The following is a 21,292-nucleotide window of genomic DNA, read 5'->3' on the forward strand; positions in this document are numbered from 1 at the left end:
AGACAGTTTGATTAAATATATCTAAAAAACATTTATTTTTAATAAATATCAGTTTGTAGACAAAGTTCAAAATAAAATATTCAAAACAATATTCGGTCATCCGGTGAAAATTCTAGAATAAGCAGTTGACAAAAAATAAAAGTTATTGTATAATATGAAAGGCTTGCCGAGGTGGTGGAATCGGCAGACACGCATGGTTGAGGGCCATGTGGGAGTTTATCCCGTGCGGGTTCAAGTCCCGCCCTCGGCACCAAATAAAAAGAAGGAACCGTGTGGTTCCTTCTTTTTATTTGGTTATTGTTTTTTTATATCTATGATTAAATAATACTACAATACCACCTATTAATAATACATAATAATATATAGAAAATCTCCATAATATTATTACTGCAGGTATTTTATTTTGAGGTAATACATCCGAAAAAACCAGATAAAAAATACTTTCTGCTCCGCCAGATGTACCCGGTGTGGGAACAACTGACGCAGTTATTTGAGTAATTAATGACCTAAAAATTGTGTTTAAATTTATATTTTTATTAAATCCCTTTAAAACCACTGGCAAAACAAGAAAAGAACATGCAAACTGAAAAATACTTAAAAGAAATACTAAAGAAATTTTACAAATCTTTCTTGATTCATTCTTAAAAATATTAATAAACGTTTTTACTTTTACTATAATTTCATCAAAATGTTTATCTGGATTTTTTAATATACCGATTTTTTTTAGTAATTTTACAAAATACAAAGTTGTCTTTATAGCCGCATTTTGATTAATAACATAAAACAATATTAAAAACACTACAAATGAATTTAAAAGCACTCCAGAAATAATACCTATAGTTATGGTATATGGAAAATTAAAGTATGAATATATTATAGCTATAACACCAAAAATTGCCATGGTTATTTGAAAAATAAATGTTTTAAATAAAATTGTCGCTGTGGATTTACTCGGATCAATACCATGCTTAGTTATATATACTATTTGAAATGGTTGACCTCCAGTATAAAATGGAGTTAAATAACTATAAAATTGACCTATAAGAGTAAAATTTAATGCATGTTTCAAAGTTATATCAGGCAATAATAATTTAATTATTGCACTTTCTACTAACCATTTAAATGTTATCAATGCAATTGCTGAATATAAATAAAAATATTTATATTCAGCAAGTTCTTGCAAACTATTCACAAAACCTCTTATTCCTGAAAATAATATTAATATAGTTATCGTTGCTATTATAGCAAATATAAAACCTAATAAATACTTTTTCTTATTTTTCATTTTAATATTTCAACTCAAAACCTTTTGTTTTTAATTTATTGCTAATTTCTTCTCTGGTAACTTTTTCATCATCATAAGTTAATTCTACTGCTCCAAATGCTTTCTCAATTTTAAATTTAATTATTCCATCAATATTTTTTAAAACTTCTTCAATAATATCTGCATCTTTTTCTGTTTTATATCCTTTAATCATATACATGTTAAATGTTTCTGCCATTTCATTCACCCCTTTTTATGTTTTTTAATATATCTCCAACTTTAATTTTTCTACCATTATATGCATCAATTACATTTATTATCTTTTTACCAGGAAATTGAATTCTTTTTATTTTCACACTTCCTTGTCCTGTAAAAACCTCCATACCTTCTTTATCTATTGATAATATTTTACCCGGTACATCATTTTTCATATTACTTAAAGATGCACCATAGAGCTTTATGATTTGATCATTTAATTCACATTTTGCACCAGGTATTGGATCATATGCTCTTATTTTATTAAAAACTCTTTCATTGGTATCAAACCAGTCTATATAAGTATCCTCATTTGTTACTTTATCAGCATATGTTGCCATAGAATCATCCTGATAAATCAATTTCTCCGTATATTTATCAAATTTATTTAAAAATTCTACTAATGACTCACTACCTATTTTAGCTAATCTATTATATAAACTTTCAAAATTATCTTCTAAATAAATTGGTGTTTTTTTAATATACGCTATTGGTCCAGCATCCAATTTTTCCACAATTTTAAATATAGATATCCCCGTTTCTTTTTCGCCGTTTTCCAATGCTCTTTGAATTGGAGCAGCTCCTCTATATTTTGGCAATAATGAAGCATGAACATTCCAACAACCATATTTAGGTAATTTTATTACTTTTTCTTTTAATATCTTTCCATATGCTACTGTAATTATAATATCTGGGCTCAATTCTTTTAAAGACTCATATCCTAATTTCAAATTAACACTTTTCGGTTGAAAAACCGGAATATTATTTTCCTCAGCTATTATTTTTACTGGGGTTGGAATAATTTTTTTACCTCTACCTTTTGGCTTATCTGGTTGTGAAAACACCCCAACTATATTAAATTTTTCTTCTATTAATCTTTTTAAATGAATAGCAGCGAAATCCGGAGTACCCATAAAGACGATTCTCATTTTATTTCAACTTCCCCAAATTCTTTAGCTATTTTTCTTCCTTCTTTCATTAAATCTTTTATCTTGCTCTTTACTTTTGCTTTAGCTGCAGTACTTACTTTATCAACAAATAAAATTCCTTCAAGATGATCATATTCATGTTGAAAAATTCTGGCCGTATATTCATGCAATTCTTCTATAATTTCTTCACCATTTTCATTGGTATATTTCACTTTAACTCCCTCAGGCCTTTTCACATTCAAAAATATTCCTGGAATACTTAAACAACCTTCTTCAAATACAACTTCATCGCCCAAAAACTCTATTATTTCTGGATTAATAACCTTTCTCAATTGTTTTCCATCGTCCATTATAAAAAATCTCTTACTTATGCCTACTTGGGGTGCAGCTAATCCAACACCATCTTCTCTATACATCGTTTCTGTCATTATTTCTAATAAATTTAAAAATTCTTCATCTATTTTATCAACCTTATTAGCCTTTTTTCTTAAAACTGGATCACCAATCAATCTAACCTTCAAATTCATCTTTATCCTCCTTATATTTTTTTAATTTTTTCATATATTCAAAATCTGTTAAGAATGATTTAATAGGTGTTATTGATACATAATTTTCATTTAAAACAAAATAATCAGAGTCTTTTTCGTTGTCATCTTCAATGATTTCACCCAACATCCAATAATATGTATTACCATATGGATCTTTTCTTGCCTCAAAATAATCTCTATACCTTCTTTTACTTTGTCGGGTTATTTTATAACCTTTTATTTGTGAATACTCAACATTTGGAACATTTATATTTAAAGCACTAAATTCAGGCATTTCCGTAATTTCAATTTCTTCAAGAAATCCTAATACAAATTTTGCTGCAGTTTCATAATTTGGATTTTGATAGTCCGCAGAAGAAACTGCAATAGATGGATATCCATTCAAAGACCCTTCAAGGGCTCCTGAAACAGTTCCCGAATATAATAAATCTGTACCTAAATTCGGACCTTTATTTATACCACTTATTATTATATCAAAATTTATATCACTATATATAGCCTCCAATCCAAGTTTAACACAATCTGCCGGAGTTCCATTAACAGCATAACCTAAAAATTCATTATTTGTGTATATTTTTTTCGCCCATAATGGATTTCTTATAGTTATAGCATGTCCTGTTGCACTTCTTTCTACATCAGGAGCTACAACATATACATTATGCTTTTTCTCTAATTCTTTTTTTAAAACAAAAATCCCAGGAGCCATAATCCCATCATCATTTGTTACAAGAATATTCACAAATATCACCTCAAAATTAAATTCTAAAAAAGTTTCCTTTAAAGAACTCTAAACACAACTAATTATAACATTTTTTCTTTAAAAATCTAGATTATTTGCTTTAAACTTTAAAGAAGTTTATTCAGAACAGAATAAACATATAAATTTAATAAAACCTATTACACAATCTTCTTGAATTTTAAAAAAAAATGTGATAATATCCATATGCATTTTTCATATATATTGTGATATAATAATTTTAGTAATTTGAAATTTCTTAGGAGGTGCTTTTGTGAAAAAGAGTGTTTTGATAATTATATTTTCCCTTATAACTATCAGTATTTTTTCTTTAAATATGGCTAATATAGAAAAATCATATGTAGAGTATGTTAATATGTATAATAGCCATTCAGAAAAGTTAAATTGGTTCTTTGAAGAATTAAAAAACATGGGATTATATAAATTTTATAAAACTCAGATGGTTGGAAGTGCTGAATATACAGATAGACCTTCCTATATACCCAAACACCTTTCTTCAATATCCCAAGAACATCATTTTAATTCTCTTGAAGATGAAATTGCTTTTGCAGGATTTCTTGCATATGTTCAAAGCGATTTAGCAGGAAAAAGTTTAAAAGAAGAATCAATTAGATCATTGCCAGCTTTTTATACTGCTCTAGAAGAATATTCTTCATATTTACAAGATACTGGTTTTTTATATGTAAAAAATACAATTGCTTATTCTTTAGGATTAGTTAAAGATTCCCCTAACAAAACATTAAAGAAAATTAGAATGAAAAATAGACGTGCAAAATTAGAAGCTCCTGAATATTATATTTATGAAGGAGACCCTGATTCATTTTTTGATAATATTATAGCAAAGAACAAAGATACTTTAGAAGAAGGAATAAAAGAAATATCGAAGATGGATATTACTGGAGAAGATTTAGAAATAGAAATAGATGATCTTGCTTCAAAAGTTTTATCGTTTGTTCCAGGTACTATAAAAAACGATACTCAACAAGTAATAAATATTTTCTTAAATAACGCAGAGGTTAAAAAAAGCAATGAATGGATAAGATTTTTAATTTATTTAATCGCTCTTATTGTGGTTTTTGCTTTAAGGAAAAAGATTTTATATAAATGGTTATTTCTTGGTATAACATTAAGTGAATTTGTCTACATCATAGGTTATTATAATTTCTCAAAAGATATGATAACATCATTTATTTATGGTACATTTATCTTATTAGCTTTTGCTTTGATACTAATTACTTCCTTCTTTAAAGCATTTGGTAGAAATGTCCACTGGTTAAATAGAATAATAAACATATCTTTAATTGTTTTGTTCTTAGTAATAATGAATATTCCAATGTTTAAAGATGTAAAAGAAATAAAAATGGAAAATAATCCTGATTTTCATAGTTCTATTATGCAAAAAACATTGCTTAATGATGTCCTATTATATCCATATTCTTTTGCAAATAAAGATGTTGCATATATTGATTCACAATTATCGGCTGAGTACTCTGATATAAGATACATATACAATTCAGCTTTAAAAAAGTTCTTGGTTGATTCAGGAAAAAATAAAATTCTCGATTATTTAAAATTTGAAGATGGAAGAGCTAGTGTTGGTTTATTAAAAGATGGATTATATATTGAAAATTATGAAGTATATAATAAATTAACTGATGAATTCAAAAGTGTTTTGGAAGAATTTGAAAAAAATTCTATAAAACGATCTAAATATATTAAAAAAGGTTTAAACAGATACAATACTCATGTTTCAAATATTCTAAAATATTCGGATGAAAATTTTAGAAATTTATTTAAAAATACTTTAGAAAATAAATTAATTAAATCAAATATTCTTGTTAATTATAAGCCTAATTTATTATCAGTATTCTCATCGAAGATTAATGAACCAATTAATATTAAACCTCTTCTCTCTGATTGGGGTAATAGAGTTTTATTATTATTGATCTTAGGATTTTTATATTTCTATTTAAATGAAAACATTATATTAAAAGGTGTAGGTTTAACGATAATGGGAATAGCATCAATCCTATCGTTTATAAAACCACATACATTACACATATTATCCGAATTTAAATATCCTGTTTTAAGTGCTCAAACGTTTAGTATTAACGCTTCAGTTGGGATTTTAATGTTAATATTTACCGCTTTAAGCGGATTATTAATTATCAAATTCTATAAAGGGAGGTAAGGTTATGAAGAAAGCTGTACTTTTAGTTTTATTGATGGCATTGGTAGTTTCTTCATTTGCATTTAAGGTTATTATGGTATCAGACGTAGGGGGTTTAGGTGACAAGTCATTTAATGATGGAACTTGGGCTGGTGTATTAAGAGCAAGAGATAAATATGGTATTGACGTTCAAGTTATTCAATCAAAAGAACAAAGTGACTATGTTGATAATTTATCAAACGCTGCTAAAGAAGCAGATGTTGTTATTGCTGTTGGATTCATGATGAGTAATGCATTATTTGATGTTGCACCACAATATCCAGCAACAAAATTCATCGGTATTGATATTGCTCCTCCAGAAGGCGGAAAAGTACCTAAAAATGTTCAATTATTTTTGTTTAAAGAACAAGAATCAGCATTCTTTGTCGGTTACTTAGCTGCTGCTATGACAAAAACAGGAAAAGTTGGTTTCATTGGTGGTATTGCAATTCCTCCAGTTGAAAGATTTAGATACGGTTACATGGCTGGTGTAAAAACATATAATGATATTTATGGAGAAAATGTTGAAGTTATTGTAGGTTACACAGAATCGTTTACAGACGCTGCAAAAGGTAAATCAATGGCATTAGCACAATATGCAGAAGGCGCTGATATTATATTTGCTGCTGCTGGTGCTTGTGGAAATGGTGTTATTGATGCTGCAAAAGAAAAATCATTAAAATTATACGGAATCGATGCAAATGCTAATTTAGCTACAGTTATTGACAAATATTTTGAAAAAGGTGAAGGTTACTTCGCAATTGGTGTTGACTCAGATCAAGATTATATGGCTCCAGGATATGTTTTAGCAAGTGCTCAAAAGAGAGTTGACAATGCATCATACAAAGGTGTAAGTGATGCTTATAGAAACAGATTTAGAGGCGGAGTAAGAGTATTAGGTGTTCAAGATGATGGTGTAAGTTTATCACAAATGAAATACACAAAAGGTTTAGTACCTGCAAGAGTTTTAGCTGAAATAGAATACTTAAATTATGCTATAAAGAGCGGTTTGTTAGTTGTTCCTGACAATGAAAATGATTTAAACAACTTCTCAGCAGATATTGAATTTCCATTTTAATTAAATTTTTGATTTATGGGGCGGGGTTATCCCGCCTTATTTATAAATTTAAAACATTAATAGTTTGTAAATATTGAAGTCCTTCAATATTTATAAGCTATTAATGTTAGGAGGTGTAAGAGTTGAGTATAGATTTGTCTTCCATAAATAAAAAGGAATATGCCGTTATAATGAAAGACATTGTAAAGCAATTCCCAAAAGTTCTAGCTAATGATCATGTTAATTTTATGCTTAAAAAGGGAGAAGTCCACTCAATTATAGGTGAAAATGGTGCAGGAAAATCCACATTAATGAATCAATTATATGGATTATACACCCCAACATCTGGGGATATTTACATTTTTGGTGAAAAAAAAGTTTTCAAAGGTCCTGGTGATGCAATTAGAGCAGGTATTGGTATGGTTCATCAGCACTTCATGTTAGTTGACACATTAACAGTAGCTGAAAATATTGTATTAGGTTCAGAACCAAAAAATGGTATGCTTTTTGACCTTAAAAAAGCAAGGAAAGAAGTAAAAGAACTTTCAGAAAAATACGGTTTATTTGTTGATATTGATGCTAAAATAGAAGATATCCCTGTTGGCATGCAACAAAGGGTTGAAATTTTAAAAACTATATATAGAGGTGCAGAAATACTTATTTTAGATGAACCTACTGCTGTTTTAACTCCTCAAGAAACAGAAGAACTATTCGAAATTATAAGAAAATTAAGAGATGACGGAAAAAGTATTATTTTTATTTCCCATAAGTTACACGAAGTTATGGAAATAAGTGATAATATCACTGTTATGCGTCTAGGAAAAGTTACAGGTAATGTTGCTGCAAAAGATACGAATGCTAGAGAATTGGCTAATATGATGGTAGGGAGAGAAGTAGTTTTGAGAATTGAAAAACCAGAAAAAACTCCCGGAGAAGTGGCTGTTGAAGTTGAAAATTTATGGGTAAAAGACAATAGAAACTTGGATGCTGTAAGAGGTATAAATTTTAAAATTAGAAAAGGGGAAGTTTTAGGAGTTGCTGGTGTTGCTGGTAATGGTCAAACTGAATTAGTAGAAGCTTTAACAGGTTTAAGAAAAATCGAAAAAGGTAAATATATTTTTAAGGGTGAAGATGTTTCTAAAAAAACTGTTAGAGAATTAAGAGAAAGAAATATTGGACATATACCGGAAGATAGATATAAATATGCAATGGTTAAAGAATATCCTAATTATTACAATTTGATTTTAGGTAAACATTATAAAGAACCTTTTGCAAAAAATGGATTCTTAAACCATAAAGTTATTTATAAGAACGCTGATATATTAATAAAAAGATTTGATGTAAGACCACCAGACGGAACTATTCCTACAGGTAATTTATCAGGTGGTAATCAACAAAAAGTTGTTATTGCTAGAGAGGTTAGTTTTAATCCTGAATTTATTGTTATTGCTCAGCCAACAAGAGGATTAGATGTTGGAGCCATTGAATATGTTCATAAAGAAATATTAAATTTAAGAGACAAAGATGTGGCTGTATTGTTAGTATCTATGGAATTAGAAGAAGTTCTTTCTCTTTCTGATAGAATAATTGTTATGTATGAGGGAGAAATTATGGGTGAGGTAAAACCTGATGAGGTAACCATAGAAGAACTCGGTTTAATGATGGCAGGACACAAACTCGAAGATGTCAAAATCGAAGAAAAGCTATCACATGGAGGGGATTCAATTGAAAAATAAACTCTCAAAAAATGCAATGAATATACTGGTACCCGTTACTTCTGTAATAATAGCCTTATTTATTGCTGGAATCGTTATATTGCTAATCGGAAAAAATCCATTTACTGCTTATTGGGTTATGTTGCAGGGTGCATTCGGAAATAAAGCTGCATTAGCTGCTAATATTTCTAAAATGATGTCTCTTGTTTTAACAGGTTTAGCTGTTGGATTTGGATTTAGAGCTGGTATTTTTAATATTGGTGCTGAAGGACAATTGATGATGGGAGCTATTTTTTCTACAATGGTAGGTCTTAACTTGGGTAGTGTTTCACCAGTATTTGCCATTCCTATTACTATGTTGGCTGGTATTTTAGGCGGTGCTTTTTGGGCTTCAATTGCTGGTTATTTAAAGGCTACCACAGGAGCACATGAGGTTATAACTACTATAATGCTTAACTGGATTGCAGTTTATTTAACAAATTATTTTGTTGCTGGACCTTTAGCTGTTGGGCAAGGTGTGCCAAAATCACCTGAAATAGCCCAAAGTGCCCAATTACCTCCTTTAATGACAGTACAAGCTACAACTTTACCTTCAGGTATTATTGTTTCAATTGTAGCTGCAATACTAGTTTATATACTATTAGAAAAAACAACAACTGGTTATGAAGTTAAAGCTGTTGGTTTCAATCCTTATGCTGCTGAAGCTGGAGCTATATCATTAAGTAAAAATATTGTTTTAACCATGGCAATTAGTGGTGCATTAGCTGGATTAGCTGGTTCAATGGAAGTTATGGCTATACATCATAGAATTTTTGGAGATTTTAGTGGTGGTAAAGGTTTTGATGGTATTTCAATCGCTTTGATAGGTCAGAATAATCCTATAGGTATTATTTTTGCAGCATTCTTAATTTCATCTTTAAGAACAGGTTCAAATGCTATGCAATTCGCAAAAGTTCCTGATGATATTGTTACTATAATTCAAGGTATTATAATATTCCTTGTTGCTGCTGATAGAATTGTTAGAACATTATTACTTAAATTTTCATCTCCTAAAGGTGGTGAATCCAAATGAACGTATTCCAAGCCGTTATATATAGTTTATCTACACCTATTTTTTATAAATTAATGTTAATGAGTGCAACACCTTTAATTTTTGCAGCTCTTGGTGGCGTATTTAGTGAGATCACTGGTGTAACTAATATTGCTTTAGAAGGAATTATGAAAATTGGTGCTTTTACAGCTGTAGTTTTCACCTTCTATACTGGAAATCCTTGGTTAGGACTTATTGGTGCTATTGTTGCAGGTGTTATGTTAGCATGGTTGCACGCTTATGTTTCTATTAGATGGAGTGCGGACCAAATAGTTAGTGCAACTGCTTTAATTCTTATTGCAACTGGATTATCAGGATTTTTAATGGAACCTATTTTTGGCCATTCAGGTCAAACAGATTTTGTTGCAAAAATTCCTAAAATAAAAATACACGCAATTCAAAATGTTCCATTTTTCGGACAAATATTTGATGAAATGAGTATATTTGTTTATTTAGCATTTATAGCTGTAGCTATAAGTTGGTTCTTAATATATAAAACCCCTTTAGGTTTGAGAATGAGAGCTGTTGGTGAAAACCCAAAATCCGCAGATACATTGGGGGTTAATGTTTTTAGAATTAGGTACTTTGGTGTATTAATGAGTGGTGTTTTAGCAGCATTTGCTGGTGCTTATTTAAGTATAGGTGAATTAGGTCAATTCCAAGAAAATATGCCAAGTGGTAAAGGTTTTATTGCTTTAGCTGCTATGATTCTTGGTAATTGGAATCCAGTTGGAGCTATGTGGGCCGCTTTATTATTTGGTGCATCTGATGCTTTGAATATTCAATTACAATCAATTCTTGATATACCTCCTGAAATGAAAGCTTTACTTAACTTATTACCATTTGTTATTACAATTATAGTTGTGGGAGGATTTGTTGGAAAAACAAGACCACCAGCAGCAGATGGTATCCCATACGAAAAAGAATAATTAGTCTGAAAAGCCCGATATTTCGGGCTTTTTTTACAGAATATATAATATAAATTTCATTCGGTTGTTTATAGCAACCGAATTTTTTATTGTTTTTTAATATTTTTTATGATATAATTTGTTCGTAATACTAACAATAGGGGGTATATTATGACTTTTTCTATTTCATTAGCTCATTTTTTAGCTGATTTTTTAAACTCCTTTTTTAAACCACTTGGACCATATTTTATTGAAAAATTTGGAATAGATAGCAGAACTTTTACAAGTTTAATTACTCTAATAGGTGCTTTTTCTTCTTTATTTCAAATTGCCTTTGGATTATTTTTTGATAGAAAAAAAAGAGATGGTGTTTATGTAATAATATTATTATTTTTAGAGATTTTATTAATTTCATTAATTGGTTTTGTAAATAGCTTTTATATTTTAATAACATTAATATTCTTTATTCGTTTAACTAATTCTGCATTTCATCCTGTTGGTGCAAGTTTTGCTGGAAGATTAAATAAAGGTTCTCATATTGCCTGGTTTTCTGTTTTTGGGACATTTGGTGCTGCTTTAGGTCCAATTTTTATTACTTCTTATATAAAATTGTTTGGTATAGAAAAAATGTATTATATTGGTTTTATAAGTCTGTTCTCTTTAATCTTTTTTTATAAAAAATTATGGAATTATGAAAAAACTGAGATATCTAAAAAAAGAATTCCAGATTTTAAAGAAATTTGGTTATTGTTTCCTGTTTTTCTCATGGTTGCTTTAAGAGGATTTATAATGAATATATTTCATACTTTTGTACCTATATACGTTAATTTAAAAGGCTCCAGTTTAATTATAGGTGGTGCAACTTTAAGTATAGGCATGATTGTAGGAATGTTCACTAATTATTATGGAACATATTTAAGAGACAAAATAGGATTTAAATTTATTAATTTCATCGGATTCATGGGAATGGGTGTATTTGGAATATTACTACTATATATGAATACAGAGTTTTTGAGAGTTTTAGCATTTGCTGCATTTGATGCTTTTGGATTTCTAACAATGTCAGCAAATATAGTAGAAGCACAATTTTTAATGCCCAAAAATAAGAGTTTTGCTTCTTCTGTTTCAATGGGATTTGCATGGGCTATTGGTAATTTTGTTTCAAGTGGATATTCTGCACTTTTTGGCAATAATGTAAGTTTTGTGCTTTTTAGCGTTAGTTTGTTTTCAATATTCCTTGGAATAATTTTTCCTGTAATGTATAAAAGAAATAAGATGTCCAAAAATTAAAATTATTGTAACTACACCGCAATTTGTTATTCCTTCAAATATTATATACTATAAAAAAAATTAGGGGGAATTTTATGTTTTTTTATGATGATTTTGAAGATTTAGATGATATTGACAATTTTGATAAATTATTTGAAAAAATGAATAATGTTGAAGAACAATGCCCTGTGTGTGTTCAATGCGGTTATTGTTGTAAACATACACCATGTTATTATGGAAAATGGAATGAAGAAAAAAATCAATGTGAATATTTAACAGAAGATAACAAATGTAGTAAATATAATGAAATTGTAGAATATGAAAATAGCATTAATTTAAAAGTAAAAATGTTTGGATCAGGATGTTGCTTAAATTATTTAAATCCTGAGAGAATTAAAAAAATAAGAGAATTTAATGAAAAAGAGGCTTAAAGCCTCTTTTTATATTATTCTTCTTATTAATTTTATAGCGTCCTGTGGACAAACTTCATGACATACATAACATCTAATACATTTTGAATAATCAATTGTTTTGTTATTATCAATATCTATAGCCTCTGCTGGACATCTATTTTGGCATATTTTACATGAAACGCATTTATCTGGATTTATTTTTGGCACTCTTTCAAAAATTCTTGTTAAATTTGTTACTGTCTCAAATATTGGTGCTGTTAAAGGTAATTTAATCTTTCCTCCTTCCCAATCACTCTCTAATTCATAATGAGGTATTAAATTTCTTTTCATGGCTTCTCTTATTATATAAACATATTTTTCCTTTACTTTTAATGACTTAATTATTGCATGATCTAATGCATAACCATTTTCAGAAACTCCTATAACATTAAATTTTCTAGTAAATCCATTGGCTGGTCCATTACCATCCATACCTAATATACCATCTAATACATTTAGAGTAGGATTTACTATATTATGAATATCTATCAATACATTAGCAAAATTAGTATTTGTCTTTGCTCTAAAATGCCATGCTGATTTTTCTTTCCCTACTACGCATCCAAATGTATTTTTTACAGCTAATGTCATTATCATTTGCACATGTGTTTTTAGTTTGGCAATATTTACAATTTTATCAGCTTCTAAAACTTTTTTAGAGATTTTTATTCCTTTATATATTTCACCATCTACAGCAACAGGTTCATCTAATTCCGTAATAGGAACATCTAATTTTTTACACACATCATAAATACCATTAGCTTTAACTGCTTCTAATGCACTTCCTATAGCTGGACTATCACCTAAATAAGGTTTTGTGCCTAAATCTAATAAAAATTTCAATACAGCCTCAACTACCTTTGGATGAGTTGTTATTCCCGTTTCAACTTTTTTGGGTGATAACAAATTAGGTTTTACTAATACTTTATCCCCACTTTTAAATCTATTTTTATAATTTTCTAAAATAGGTAATAATACCTTTTCAACATTATTATAATCCTTACATGTTTTTAAATATACTTTCATCGTATTTCACCTCTTTTTTGAAAAAACTTATAGTTTTTTTCAAAATATATTTTCTATACAGATATGAAGATAAATGTCCTGTAGGAATTGTGTATAATTCTTTTTGTGTTTTTATCTTTTCATATAAATCTAAAGTAGATTTTTTAGGTATAAATATATCAAACAATGCTCTAAACATAATAACTGGACTTTTAATAAATTTAGCAAATGTGGAAGGATCATATTCAAAACAAGCAATTGGTGCTTTATCTAACTCTATTTCTGGATTTTCTAAACTATTTAAATATTCAGGATATTCTTTTAGATGGTAATTTAAACATTTTTCGGGATTACACTCTTTATTTTCTTCATATTGGACTCTTAGAACACCAGTTACAAAACTCTTCCACGTAATATGATAAAAATTTCCTCCTGTAACTGCTAAAGATAACCCTTTAATATCATTTCTTAATGAAGCAGCTATTGTTGATACCATACCTCCAAAACTAAAGCCCATTAAATATAAATCTGTTTTAAATTTCCCTTTTAAATAATTTAAAGTAGTAAGTATATCCACTACTGAATGCTCAAAACGTGATCTTAAAATATAATTATCCGTAGTTGATAAAAATAACTCTCCACTTTTATGGCCTTTAGGTGTTCTATCAAAATGATAAGGTAAAATCATTAAAGCACTATTATAACCATTTTTAGCAAAATTTTCTGGAAACCATTTTAAATATTTTAAATTTCTAGTACCCAACCCATGTATAAAAAGAAGCGTTTTATCAGATTTAGCATCATATATATACAAAGGTATTTTAGAGGACTCGGGATATTCACATGGATAATTAGATTTTAAAATTGTTTTGCTATTTTCTTCTTTTAATATTATTGGATTATCATCATAATTTTTTGCAAATATCATGTTACACCTCACAATCTATAGTATTTGTGATTTTAATAACTACAACATATAGAAAAATTTAAAGAAAAATAAAGATAAGATACATATTTTTAATATATAATATATTATACCACTTTTGGAGGGGATTATATGGAAAAAATTGCAGAATATTTTAATGGAAAAAATATAAGGATAAATGTTGAAGGAAACATTGGTAGTGGAAAGACTACTTTAGCAAATGCTATTTTTTATAAAATTAATGCAGATGAATTAATATTGGAAGAATTTGAAAATAATCCCTATTTACCATTATTATATAAAAATGAAGATGTAGGTTTTCAAACAGAGATGTTTTTTTTAGTTTCGAGGTATAAACAGTATCATAAAGATTCCTACTCAAATATTGTAGTATCTGATTATGATATGCTTAAAAATAAAATATTTGCTGACATCACAATAACCAACCTAAAAGAAAAAGAAAAATTTTTGAAGATATACGACATTTTAACTGAAGATATAGTGAAACCAGATGTTTTAATTTATATAGATACAGATGTTGATACAGTTGTTGAAAGGATTAAAAAAAGAAACAGAGATATGGAAAAAACCATAGCCAGAGAATATTTAGAAATGGTTGATAAAGGATATAAATCGTATTTTTCAAATTTAAAAGATTATATATACGTAGACGGAAATAATTTTAATGTTTTTGACGAAACTCAATTAAAAGAGTTATTAGAAAATATAGTAAATTATCTGGAGGGGAAAATATGGGTAAAATGATTGTATTAGCGGGGAATGTAGGGGCAGGAAAATCAACATTTACGAAAGTATTATCAGAAAGATTAGATTTTATACCTTATTATGAATCTGTAAATGATAATCCATTTTTAGAAGATTTTTATAAAGATCAAAAAAAATGGTCATATCATTTACAAACATTCTTCTTATTTCATAGATTTAACAGTATAAAACAAATTATAGCTTCTGATGACAATGCTATTTTAGATAGATCAATATATGAAGATGCAGAAATTTTTGCAAGAAACTTATATAATAATGGAAAAATGAGTCAAAGAGAATATGAAACATATAATCAAATATTCTATACAATGCTTGAATATTTAAAAAAACCTGATCTATTAATATATATAAAAACTAGTGTAGATACTATAGTAAAAAGAATTAAAAAAAGAGGAAGAGAGATGGAAATGGCTGTTCCTATTGAATATTGGAAGCAATTAGATGATTTATATAAAGATTGGATAAATACTTATGATCAATCAAAAATATATGTGGTTGATGGAGATAAAATAGATATAGTTGAAAATCCAGAATATATAGATAAAATCGTTCAAGATATATCAGAAATATTAGAATTAGAAAATGTAGAATAAATAATAGCCGCAAATTGCGGCTATTATTTATTTAACTTAAAATTTATCCAAACATTTCTTTTATAATGACAATATGGTTGTTTACCTGTCTCCTGAGTTTGACACTACTTTTGTAACTCAAATTCTCAAAAAGAGAAATAATAAGAAAAACAGCGATTGTTAACTTTTTGTAAAAAGAGAAATTAGCCACACACCTCCCTCTTTTTAGCTATTCATGCGTATTTTAGAAGTATTTTTCTTTAAATTCATCTAAATCCATCATTTTTTTAGGTTTTTCTATTTCTAATATTTTTAATATTGATTTTTGAAATTCATTTAAATTGGCTCTTAATGCAAATAATTTGTCTTTTAATCTTACTTCTGAATATTCCATATTTTTAATAGTCTCTCTAATTTTTTCATGTGAATAATCAATGTTATTTTTTTCTAGTTCTAATTCTAATGTTCTTTGCATTATGTAAGATATGAAACTCATTACTATATGACCTTTTATTCTTTTAGGAGTCCAATGAAATATAGGTCTTGTTTCTAGATAATTTTTTAATGTTCTAAATGTTTCTTCTACTTTCCATAATGTATGATACTGTTCTAATATTTGTTTTGGATTTAATTTAGTATTTGTCATTATTCCATAATATCCATCGTATTTTTCATCATTTTTTATTTTTTCATTATCTAATATATAATTCTGTTTATTTTCTTCTTTTAAATATTTTTTAGCTCCTCTTTTATTCATTGAATCTACATTATTATTTTCAAGCATTTTCTTTGCTTTTTCAATTAATCTAAGTCTATCTGCTCTATCTTTTTTAGCTCTTTCTTCTGAATATATTATGAGTAATCTATTATTATCGTATTGAACTTCTCTATATTTTATTCCTTTTGCTATTTCTATGAATTCTCCATCAAATATATTTACTTTTTTTAATTGTTTAATTGATTTACCTACTATGAATTCATAATTGGAATTTTCTACTACTTCTATATTTTTTTTACTCATCATTCCTCTATCTGATACTACTATTACTTTTCCTAATTGATATTCTTTTTTCATTGTTTCAACTGCATCTTTAAATGTATGTCCTTCAAATGTATTACCTGGATATATATCAAAACTCACTGGCATTTTATCTTGATCTATTGACATACCTAATACTATTTGTGATTCATTAAATTTCTTATCTTTTGAATATCCCATTTGTAATATCTCATTTGTTTGTTGTGTTTCAAAGGCTAATGTAGTTACATCGTAAAATACTAAATCTACTGTTGTATTAAACAAACTTATTCTTTGATTATACAAATGTTTTTCTATACTTTCTTTATTTTCTGCTAATACATCTAATGTTCTATACAACCAATGCAACATAACTTCATCTTTTTCTAATTCTTTTCCTTCACTAACTTCTACTGGTGTATATCCTAAATATTCTAAATTATTAAATATTCCTAATTTACTCCTCGGTTCTATTATTCTATTCATTACCATTATTTTTAACATCTCTTCTACATCATATGTTGTATTCATCTTCTCAAAATATCTTTTCATTTCATATCTGTCAAATATCTTATTTACTATTAATCGTATTCCGTAATTCTTTCTTGCTATTTCTTCCATTAAATCATCATCTATTTTTTCGTATCCTTCTATTTCAAATATCCTTAACAAACTATCTACAAGTTTAATTATATCTTTTTTAGTGTAATTATCAACATTTCCAAAATTTACCACTGTCTTTTGTTTAACCTTCTTACCTTCTCTTACACTTTCCATTATCCTTAAATATCTCTTACCTTTAACTTTTGATATTTTAGGATACATTATAATCATCCCCTTTTAGTGGTTGTCATATATATTATACCACTAAAAGAAGCTAAATAACAATATGTATAGTTAATTATATGTAACAAAAGTTAGCCACACATTTTTTCGACTTCCTGAAAAATACGCACCTCAAACCCGCATTCTACCGTCCTATTTACCCAAAAATCGCCATTTTTGTGTCAAAGTCAGGAATAAATAATAGCCGCAAATTGCGGCTATTATTTATTTAACTTAAAATTTATCCAAACATTTCTTTTATAATGACAATATGGTTGTTTACCTGTCTTTTCATAATAATCCTGATGATAATCTTCTGCTGGATAGAATTCTTTTGCTTTTTCAATAGAAGTTTCTACAGTGTATTTCTCTTCTAAAATCTTTTTTAATTTTTCTGCAATTTCTTTTTGTTTTTCATTTGTATAAAATATTATACTTCTATACTGAGTTCCAACATCTGGTCCTTGTCTATTAAATTCTGTAAAATCATGAATTTCAAAAAAGTATTTAATCAACTCTTCATCAGAAACTATATCTTTGTTATATACAACTTTAACAGTTTCAGCATGGCCTGTTCTTCCTGTACAAACATCTTCATATGTTGGATTTTCCAAATTTCCACCCATATATCCAACTTCTGTATCAATTACACCTTCAAGTTTTTTTAACAAATGTTCAACACCCCAAAAACATCCCGCTGCAAAATAAATTATATCTTTATTCATATTATCTCTCCTTTTTAATCATTGTATATTTATACTTATTACATATATTATATTGTTTTTTTGTTAATTATTTGTTATAATACTTGTAAAGAATACTAACCAGGAGGACTTATGAAAAAAATTCTTTTATTTACTTTTATATTAGCTTTGGTGCTGTATTTCCCTAAAAATGAATATAATAATTTTTTTGATATTTCATCTAAATTTGCTATAATACCGAAATTAATGAAAATTATGTTCCTCAAGGGTTAAGCTATTTTAATGATTGGATTATTATCTCATATTATAGTTATGAGAATAATCCAAGCATTTTAGTTGTCTTAGATAAAAATACTGGAAAGTTTATTAAATATTTAAATATATACTATTCAAATGGAAAACCATATACTGGTCATGCTGGTGGAGTAACAGTTAGTAAAAAGTATGTATGGATATCTTCTGATTATCATCTATACAAGATAAGAATAAATGATTTAATTAATACTGAATCTGGAAATAAAATTACTATTATAGATAGTTTTAAAATTCCTGTAAAAGGTGCTTTTGTTCAATATTATAATAATCATATATGGGTAGGAGAATTTTATCATTTTTATGATTATTTAACTAATGCATCTCACAGATTAATTAATAGAAAAGGTACTGAATATAATGCATGGATAACCGGTTTTTTATTGGATAAAAATGAAGATATCTCTTATCTTGAATATATATTATCAATACCAGATATTGTTCAAGATATAGAATTTACTGAAAATTATATAGTTTTAAGTAGATCATATGGTAGAAAAAATGATTCAAAATTAGAGTTTTATCCTAATGTATTAAATAAAAAACCACATGGAAAAATAAATAATATTCCTTTTTGGTTTTTAGACAATCCAGTAAAAACAATAAATATTTTACCTATGTCAGAAGGGATAACGAAAATAGGCAATTCTTTATATATTTTATTTGAATCTGCTGCTTTAAAATACATAAATTCTGGTAAACATCCAACAAAATATATATGGAAATTAAATTTAAATTCTTGGAATTAAAATAAAACTCATTCAAACGCTTGATTGCTAATCTAAAAAAACGAAGAAAATTATAATTCATCACATTATTTTTATACATTTTCTTTTATGATAATTAAGTGTTTTTAATTTTAGTTGGAGGTGAGTATGAGTGAAAAAATGCGGAAGAGACATTTTGAAATCAAATTGGAAAATGTTAGAAATTGAAAAACCAGATAGAGCAAAAAAAATCCCAATTCCACCATATATTAATCCATATGATGAAAATGGAGAGTTTATAGATTTAATTCCACCAGAAAATATTAAACTTGGAGATATTGATATTAGAAGTGTTTTGGAAAATAGAAAAAGCAGAAGAACTTTTGAAGATAAACCACTAACTTTAGAAGAATTATCTTATTTATTATATTATACTCAAGGCGTAAAAAGTATAGCAAAAAATAAAGTTACTTTTAGAACTGTCCCTTCTGCTGGTGCAACACATCCTTTAGAAACATATTTGTTAATATTCAATGTTAAAGGTATAGAAAAAGGTTTATATAGATATATTCCAACAATCCATAAGCTGCTATTAATAAAAAAAGGGGATTTTTCAAAAGAGATTGTAGATGCAACTTTGGGTCAAACATTTATTGGAAAAGGTGCTGTTGCCTTTGTTTGGAGTGCTATTCCATATAGAACAGAGTGGAAATATTCTTTTGAAGCTCATAAGACAATTGCTATTGACGCTGGCCATGCTTGTCAAAATTTATATTTAACTGCTGAATCAATTAATTGTGGAACATGTGCTGTCGCAGCTTATGATCAAGAGGCTATGGATAAATTAATTGGTGTTGATGGAAATGATGAATTTGTTGTTTATTTAGCTCCCGTTGGAAAAATTAAATGATCTTATATATTAAAAATAGTGGAATAGCGATGCTATTCCACTATTTTGTTTATCCTTTCTATAAAAAAGTCTTTGTCAATTGGTGTAAATATATCTTGAGGATATAAATATATATTAGCAAAAATTTCGTCTATAGGATCAATTACTAATTTTAAATTTGTTCCATTTATATAGTCGACAATTTCTTTAAGTAATTTCACGGAATCTTTGTTATCTGTATTTATTTTGAATTTCCAGGTTTCTATTTTTTCTCCTTTTATTTCTAAAACTTCCATTTCATATTTGTCCACAAAATCACTCCTTCAATATATTATATACTTTATCAATATTATCTTTGAATGTTGCTATTATTTCACCTTTTGAAATATCAAATTCTTTTTGGGATATGCTATAAACTTCCATTCCAGCTTCTTTTGCAATTAAAACACCCGCAGCTAAATCCCATGGACCTAATCCATATTCCCAATAGCCATCAATTTTTCCTTCAGCAAGCATACATAATTCTCCAGCTGCACTACCTAATATTCTTACTTCATGAATATTTTTTTGAACTTTAGCTATTGTTTCATAGGCTTTTTTAAATAACTCTTCTTCATATGGCCATCCAGTTACAAACATTGATTCACTTAATCTCTTATAATCATTTCTAAATAATCTAACTCCATTCAAATAAGAACCTTTATCTTTTTCTGAATAATATAATTTGTTTGTTTCAGGCAAATATACAACTCCATACTTAATTTCACCATTATCCATCATTCCAATAGATATGGAATAAAAATCCATTCCATGAACATAGTTTAGTGTTCCATCTAAAGGATCAATAACAAAAACTTTTTTTCCATTTTTTAATATTCTTTTATCACCATTCCAGGTTTCTTCTGCTAAAATAATTGCATCAGACATCTCATTCATTATAATATCTATTATCAATTTTTGAGATTCCAAATCCGCTTCACTTACTAAATCAGATGAAGATTTTTTTGTTTTGATATTTTTTAATTTTTTCTTTTTCATTAAAAGAATATCCCCAGCTTCTTTTGCAGCTTTTATCATTGTCTGCAAAATATCCATA

22 protein-coding genes and 1 tRNA gene are annotated in these 21,292 nt (G+C 27.6%); 12 read left to right on the forward strand and 11 right to left on the reverse strand.

The features are described 5' to 3' along the window. The first annotated feature begins 165 nt into the window (after positions 1-165). Positions 166-253, forward strand: a tRNA-Leu gene (locus ACZ5CK_RS06730). Between the two features lie 33 nt (positions 254-286). Here the strand turns inward: ACZ5CK_RS06730 and ACZ5CK_RS06735 are convergent. From ACZ5CK_RS06735 to surE, 5 genes are read right to left on the reverse strand one after another with little or no spacing between them, the layout of a single operon-like run. Continuing rightward, the gene (locus ACZ5CK_RS06735; protein ID WP_464581062.1) at positions 287-1,285 is read right to left on the reverse strand and encodes a lysylphosphatidylglycerol synthase transmembrane domain-containing protein; all 999 of its coding nucleotides are present in this window, start codon (positions 1,283-1,285) and stop codon (positions 287-289) included. A gap of 1 nt (position 1,286) precedes the next feature. Then, entirely contained in the window at positions 1,287-1,502 is a 216-nt protein-coding gene (locus tag ACZ5CK_RS06740) for a heavy-metal-associated domain-containing protein (RefSeq protein ID WP_464581063.1), read from the reverse strand. Position 1,503: 1 nt separating this feature from the next. Further along, entirely contained in the window at positions 1,504-2,448 is a 945-nt protein-coding gene (gene fmt / locus ACZ5CK_RS06745; RefSeq protein WP_464581064.1) for a methionyl-tRNA formyltransferase, read from the reverse strand. After that, positions 2,445-2,975 (reverse strand): peptide deformylase, encoded by a 531-nt coding sequence (gene def, locus ACZ5CK_RS06750; protein WP_464581065.1) that lies wholly within the window; start codon positions 2,973-2,975, stop codon positions 2,445-2,447. The genes fmt and def overlap by 4 nt, the downstream gene beginning before the upstream one ends. Further along, positions 2,959-3,735, reverse strand: a complete 777-nt coding sequence (surE, locus tag ACZ5CK_RS06755) for a 5'/3'-nucleotidase SurE (RefSeq protein WP_464581066.1) — start codon at positions 3,733-3,735, stop codon at positions 2,959-2,961. The genes def and surE overlap by 17 nt, the downstream gene beginning before the upstream one ends. Before the next feature lie 271 nt (positions 3,736-4,006). Between surE and ACZ5CK_RS06760 the strand changes: the two genes are divergently transcribed. The 7 genes from ACZ5CK_RS06760 (at position 4,007) to ACZ5CK_RS06790 (ending at position 12,432) form a co-directional block, all read left to right on the forward strand. After that, entirely contained in the window at positions 4,007-5,944 is a 1,938-nt protein-coding gene (locus tag ACZ5CK_RS06760) for a hypothetical protein (protein ID WP_464581067.1), read from the forward strand. Positions 5,945-5,948: 4 nt separating this feature from the next. After that, a complete protein-coding gene (locus ACZ5CK_RS06765; RefSeq protein WP_464581068.1) occupies positions 5,949-7,040 on the forward strand; it encodes a BMP family lipoprotein in 1,092 nt (363 codons plus the stop codon). Positions 7,041-7,210: 170 nt separating this feature from the next. Continuing rightward, positions 7,211-8,755 carry an ABC transporter ATP-binding protein gene (locus ACZ5CK_RS06770; protein ID WP_464582971.1) on the forward strand — a complete coding sequence of 515 codons (1,545 nt, stop codon included), beginning with the start codon at positions 7,211-7,213 and terminating at the stop codon, positions 8,753-8,755. Continuing rightward, a complete protein-coding gene (locus ACZ5CK_RS06775) occupies positions 8,730-9,806 on the forward strand; it encodes an ABC transporter permease (protein ID WP_464582972.1) in 1,077 nt (358 codons plus the stop codon). Before ACZ5CK_RS06770 ends, ACZ5CK_RS06775 begins: the two co-directional genes overlap by 26 nt. Then, positions 9,803-10,753, forward strand: coding sequence for an ABC transporter permease (locus tag ACZ5CK_RS06780; RefSeq protein WP_464581069.1), 951 nt, complete (start codon positions 9,803-9,805; stop codon positions 10,751-10,753). Before ACZ5CK_RS06775 ends, ACZ5CK_RS06780 begins: the two co-directional genes overlap by 4 nt. A 150-nt stretch (positions 10,754-10,903) precedes the next feature. Further along, positions 10,904-12,022 carry an MFS transporter gene (locus ACZ5CK_RS06785; protein ID WP_464581070.1) on the forward strand — a complete coding sequence of 373 codons (1,119 nt, stop codon included), beginning with the start codon at positions 10,904-10,906 and terminating at the stop codon, positions 12,020-12,022. Between the two features lie 74 nt (positions 12,023-12,096). Continuing rightward, positions 12,097-12,432 carry a hypothetical protein gene (locus ACZ5CK_RS06790; protein WP_464581071.1) on the forward strand — a complete coding sequence of 112 codons (336 nt, stop codon included), beginning with the start codon at positions 12,097-12,099 and terminating at the stop codon, positions 12,430-12,432. A 9-nt stretch (positions 12,433-12,441) separates the two neighbouring features. Here ACZ5CK_RS06790 and ACZ5CK_RS06795 read toward each other — a convergent pair whose 3' ends face one another. Both ACZ5CK_RS06795 and ACZ5CK_RS06800 read right to left on the reverse strand, forming a co-directional pair. Further along, positions 12,442-13,479, reverse strand: coding sequence for a DUF362 domain-containing protein (locus ACZ5CK_RS06795; RefSeq protein WP_464581072.1), 1,038 nt, complete (start codon positions 13,477-13,479; stop codon positions 12,442-12,444). After that, positions 13,454-14,386, reverse strand: coding sequence for an alpha/beta hydrolase (locus ACZ5CK_RS06800; RefSeq protein ID WP_464581073.1), 933 nt, complete (start codon positions 14,384-14,386; stop codon positions 13,454-13,456). Before ACZ5CK_RS06800 ends, ACZ5CK_RS06795 begins: the two co-directional genes overlap by 26 nt. Before the next feature lie 129 nt (positions 14,387-14,515). Here ACZ5CK_RS06800 and ACZ5CK_RS06805 point away from each other — a divergent pair, with 129 nt between their 5' ends. Together ACZ5CK_RS06805 and ACZ5CK_RS06810 are read left to right on the forward strand one after the other, a co-directional pair. Next, positions 14,516-15,148, forward strand: a complete 633-nt coding sequence (locus tag ACZ5CK_RS06805) for a deoxynucleoside kinase (protein ID WP_464581074.1) — start codon at positions 14,516-14,518, stop codon at positions 15,146-15,148. Further along, complete coding sequence (locus ACZ5CK_RS06810) at positions 15,136-15,762, forward strand: deoxynucleoside kinase (RefSeq protein WP_464581075.1); 627 nt, start codon at positions 15,136-15,138, stop codon at positions 15,760-15,762. The genes ACZ5CK_RS06805 and ACZ5CK_RS06810 overlap by 13 nt, the downstream gene beginning before the upstream one ends. Positions 15,763-15,985: 223 nt before the next feature. On the opposite strand, the gene ACZ5CK_RS06815 is transcribed toward ACZ5CK_RS06810, so the two are convergent. Both ACZ5CK_RS06815 and msrA read right to left on the reverse strand, forming a co-directional pair. Continuing rightward, entirely contained in the window at positions 15,986-17,584 is a 1,599-nt protein-coding gene (locus ACZ5CK_RS06815) for an IS1634 family transposase (RefSeq protein ID WP_464581076.1), read from the reverse strand. A 221-nt stretch (positions 17,585-17,805) separates the two neighbouring features. Beyond that, positions 17,806-18,309, reverse strand: a complete 504-nt coding sequence (gene msrA, locus ACZ5CK_RS06820; protein ID WP_464581077.1) for a peptide-methionine (S)-S-oxide reductase MsrA — start codon at positions 18,307-18,309, stop codon at positions 17,806-17,808. Positions 18,310-18,983: 674 nt separating this feature from the next. Here msrA and ACZ5CK_RS06825 point away from each other — a divergent pair. Continuing rightward, positions 18,984-19,349 (forward strand): hypothetical protein, encoded by a 366-nt coding sequence (locus ACZ5CK_RS06825; RefSeq protein ID WP_464581078.1) that lies wholly within the window; start codon positions 18,984-18,986, stop codon positions 19,347-19,349. A gap of 130 nt (positions 19,350-19,479) precedes the next feature. Next, positions 19,480-20,217, forward strand: a complete 738-nt coding sequence (locus tag ACZ5CK_RS06830; RefSeq protein ID WP_464581079.1) for a SagB/ThcOx family dehydrogenase — start codon at positions 19,480-19,482, stop codon at positions 20,215-20,217. Between the two features lie 32 nt (positions 20,218-20,249). Here ACZ5CK_RS06830 and ACZ5CK_RS06835 read toward each other — a convergent pair whose 3' ends face one another. Then, positions 20,250-20,507: a hypothetical protein gene (locus tag ACZ5CK_RS06835; protein WP_464581080.1), complete on the reverse strand. Its 258-nt coding sequence runs from the start codon at positions 20,505-20,507 to the stop codon at positions 20,250-20,252. 4 nt (positions 20,508-20,511) lie between these two features. Then, positions 20,512-21,291 carry an inositol monophosphatase family protein gene (locus ACZ5CK_RS06840; RefSeq protein ID WP_464581081.1) on the reverse strand — a complete coding sequence of 260 codons (780 nt, stop codon included), beginning with the start codon at positions 21,289-21,291 and terminating at the stop codon, positions 20,512-20,514. Position 21,292 lies beyond the last annotated feature (1 nt).

The organism is Marinitoga okinawensis, assembly GCF_055387075.1.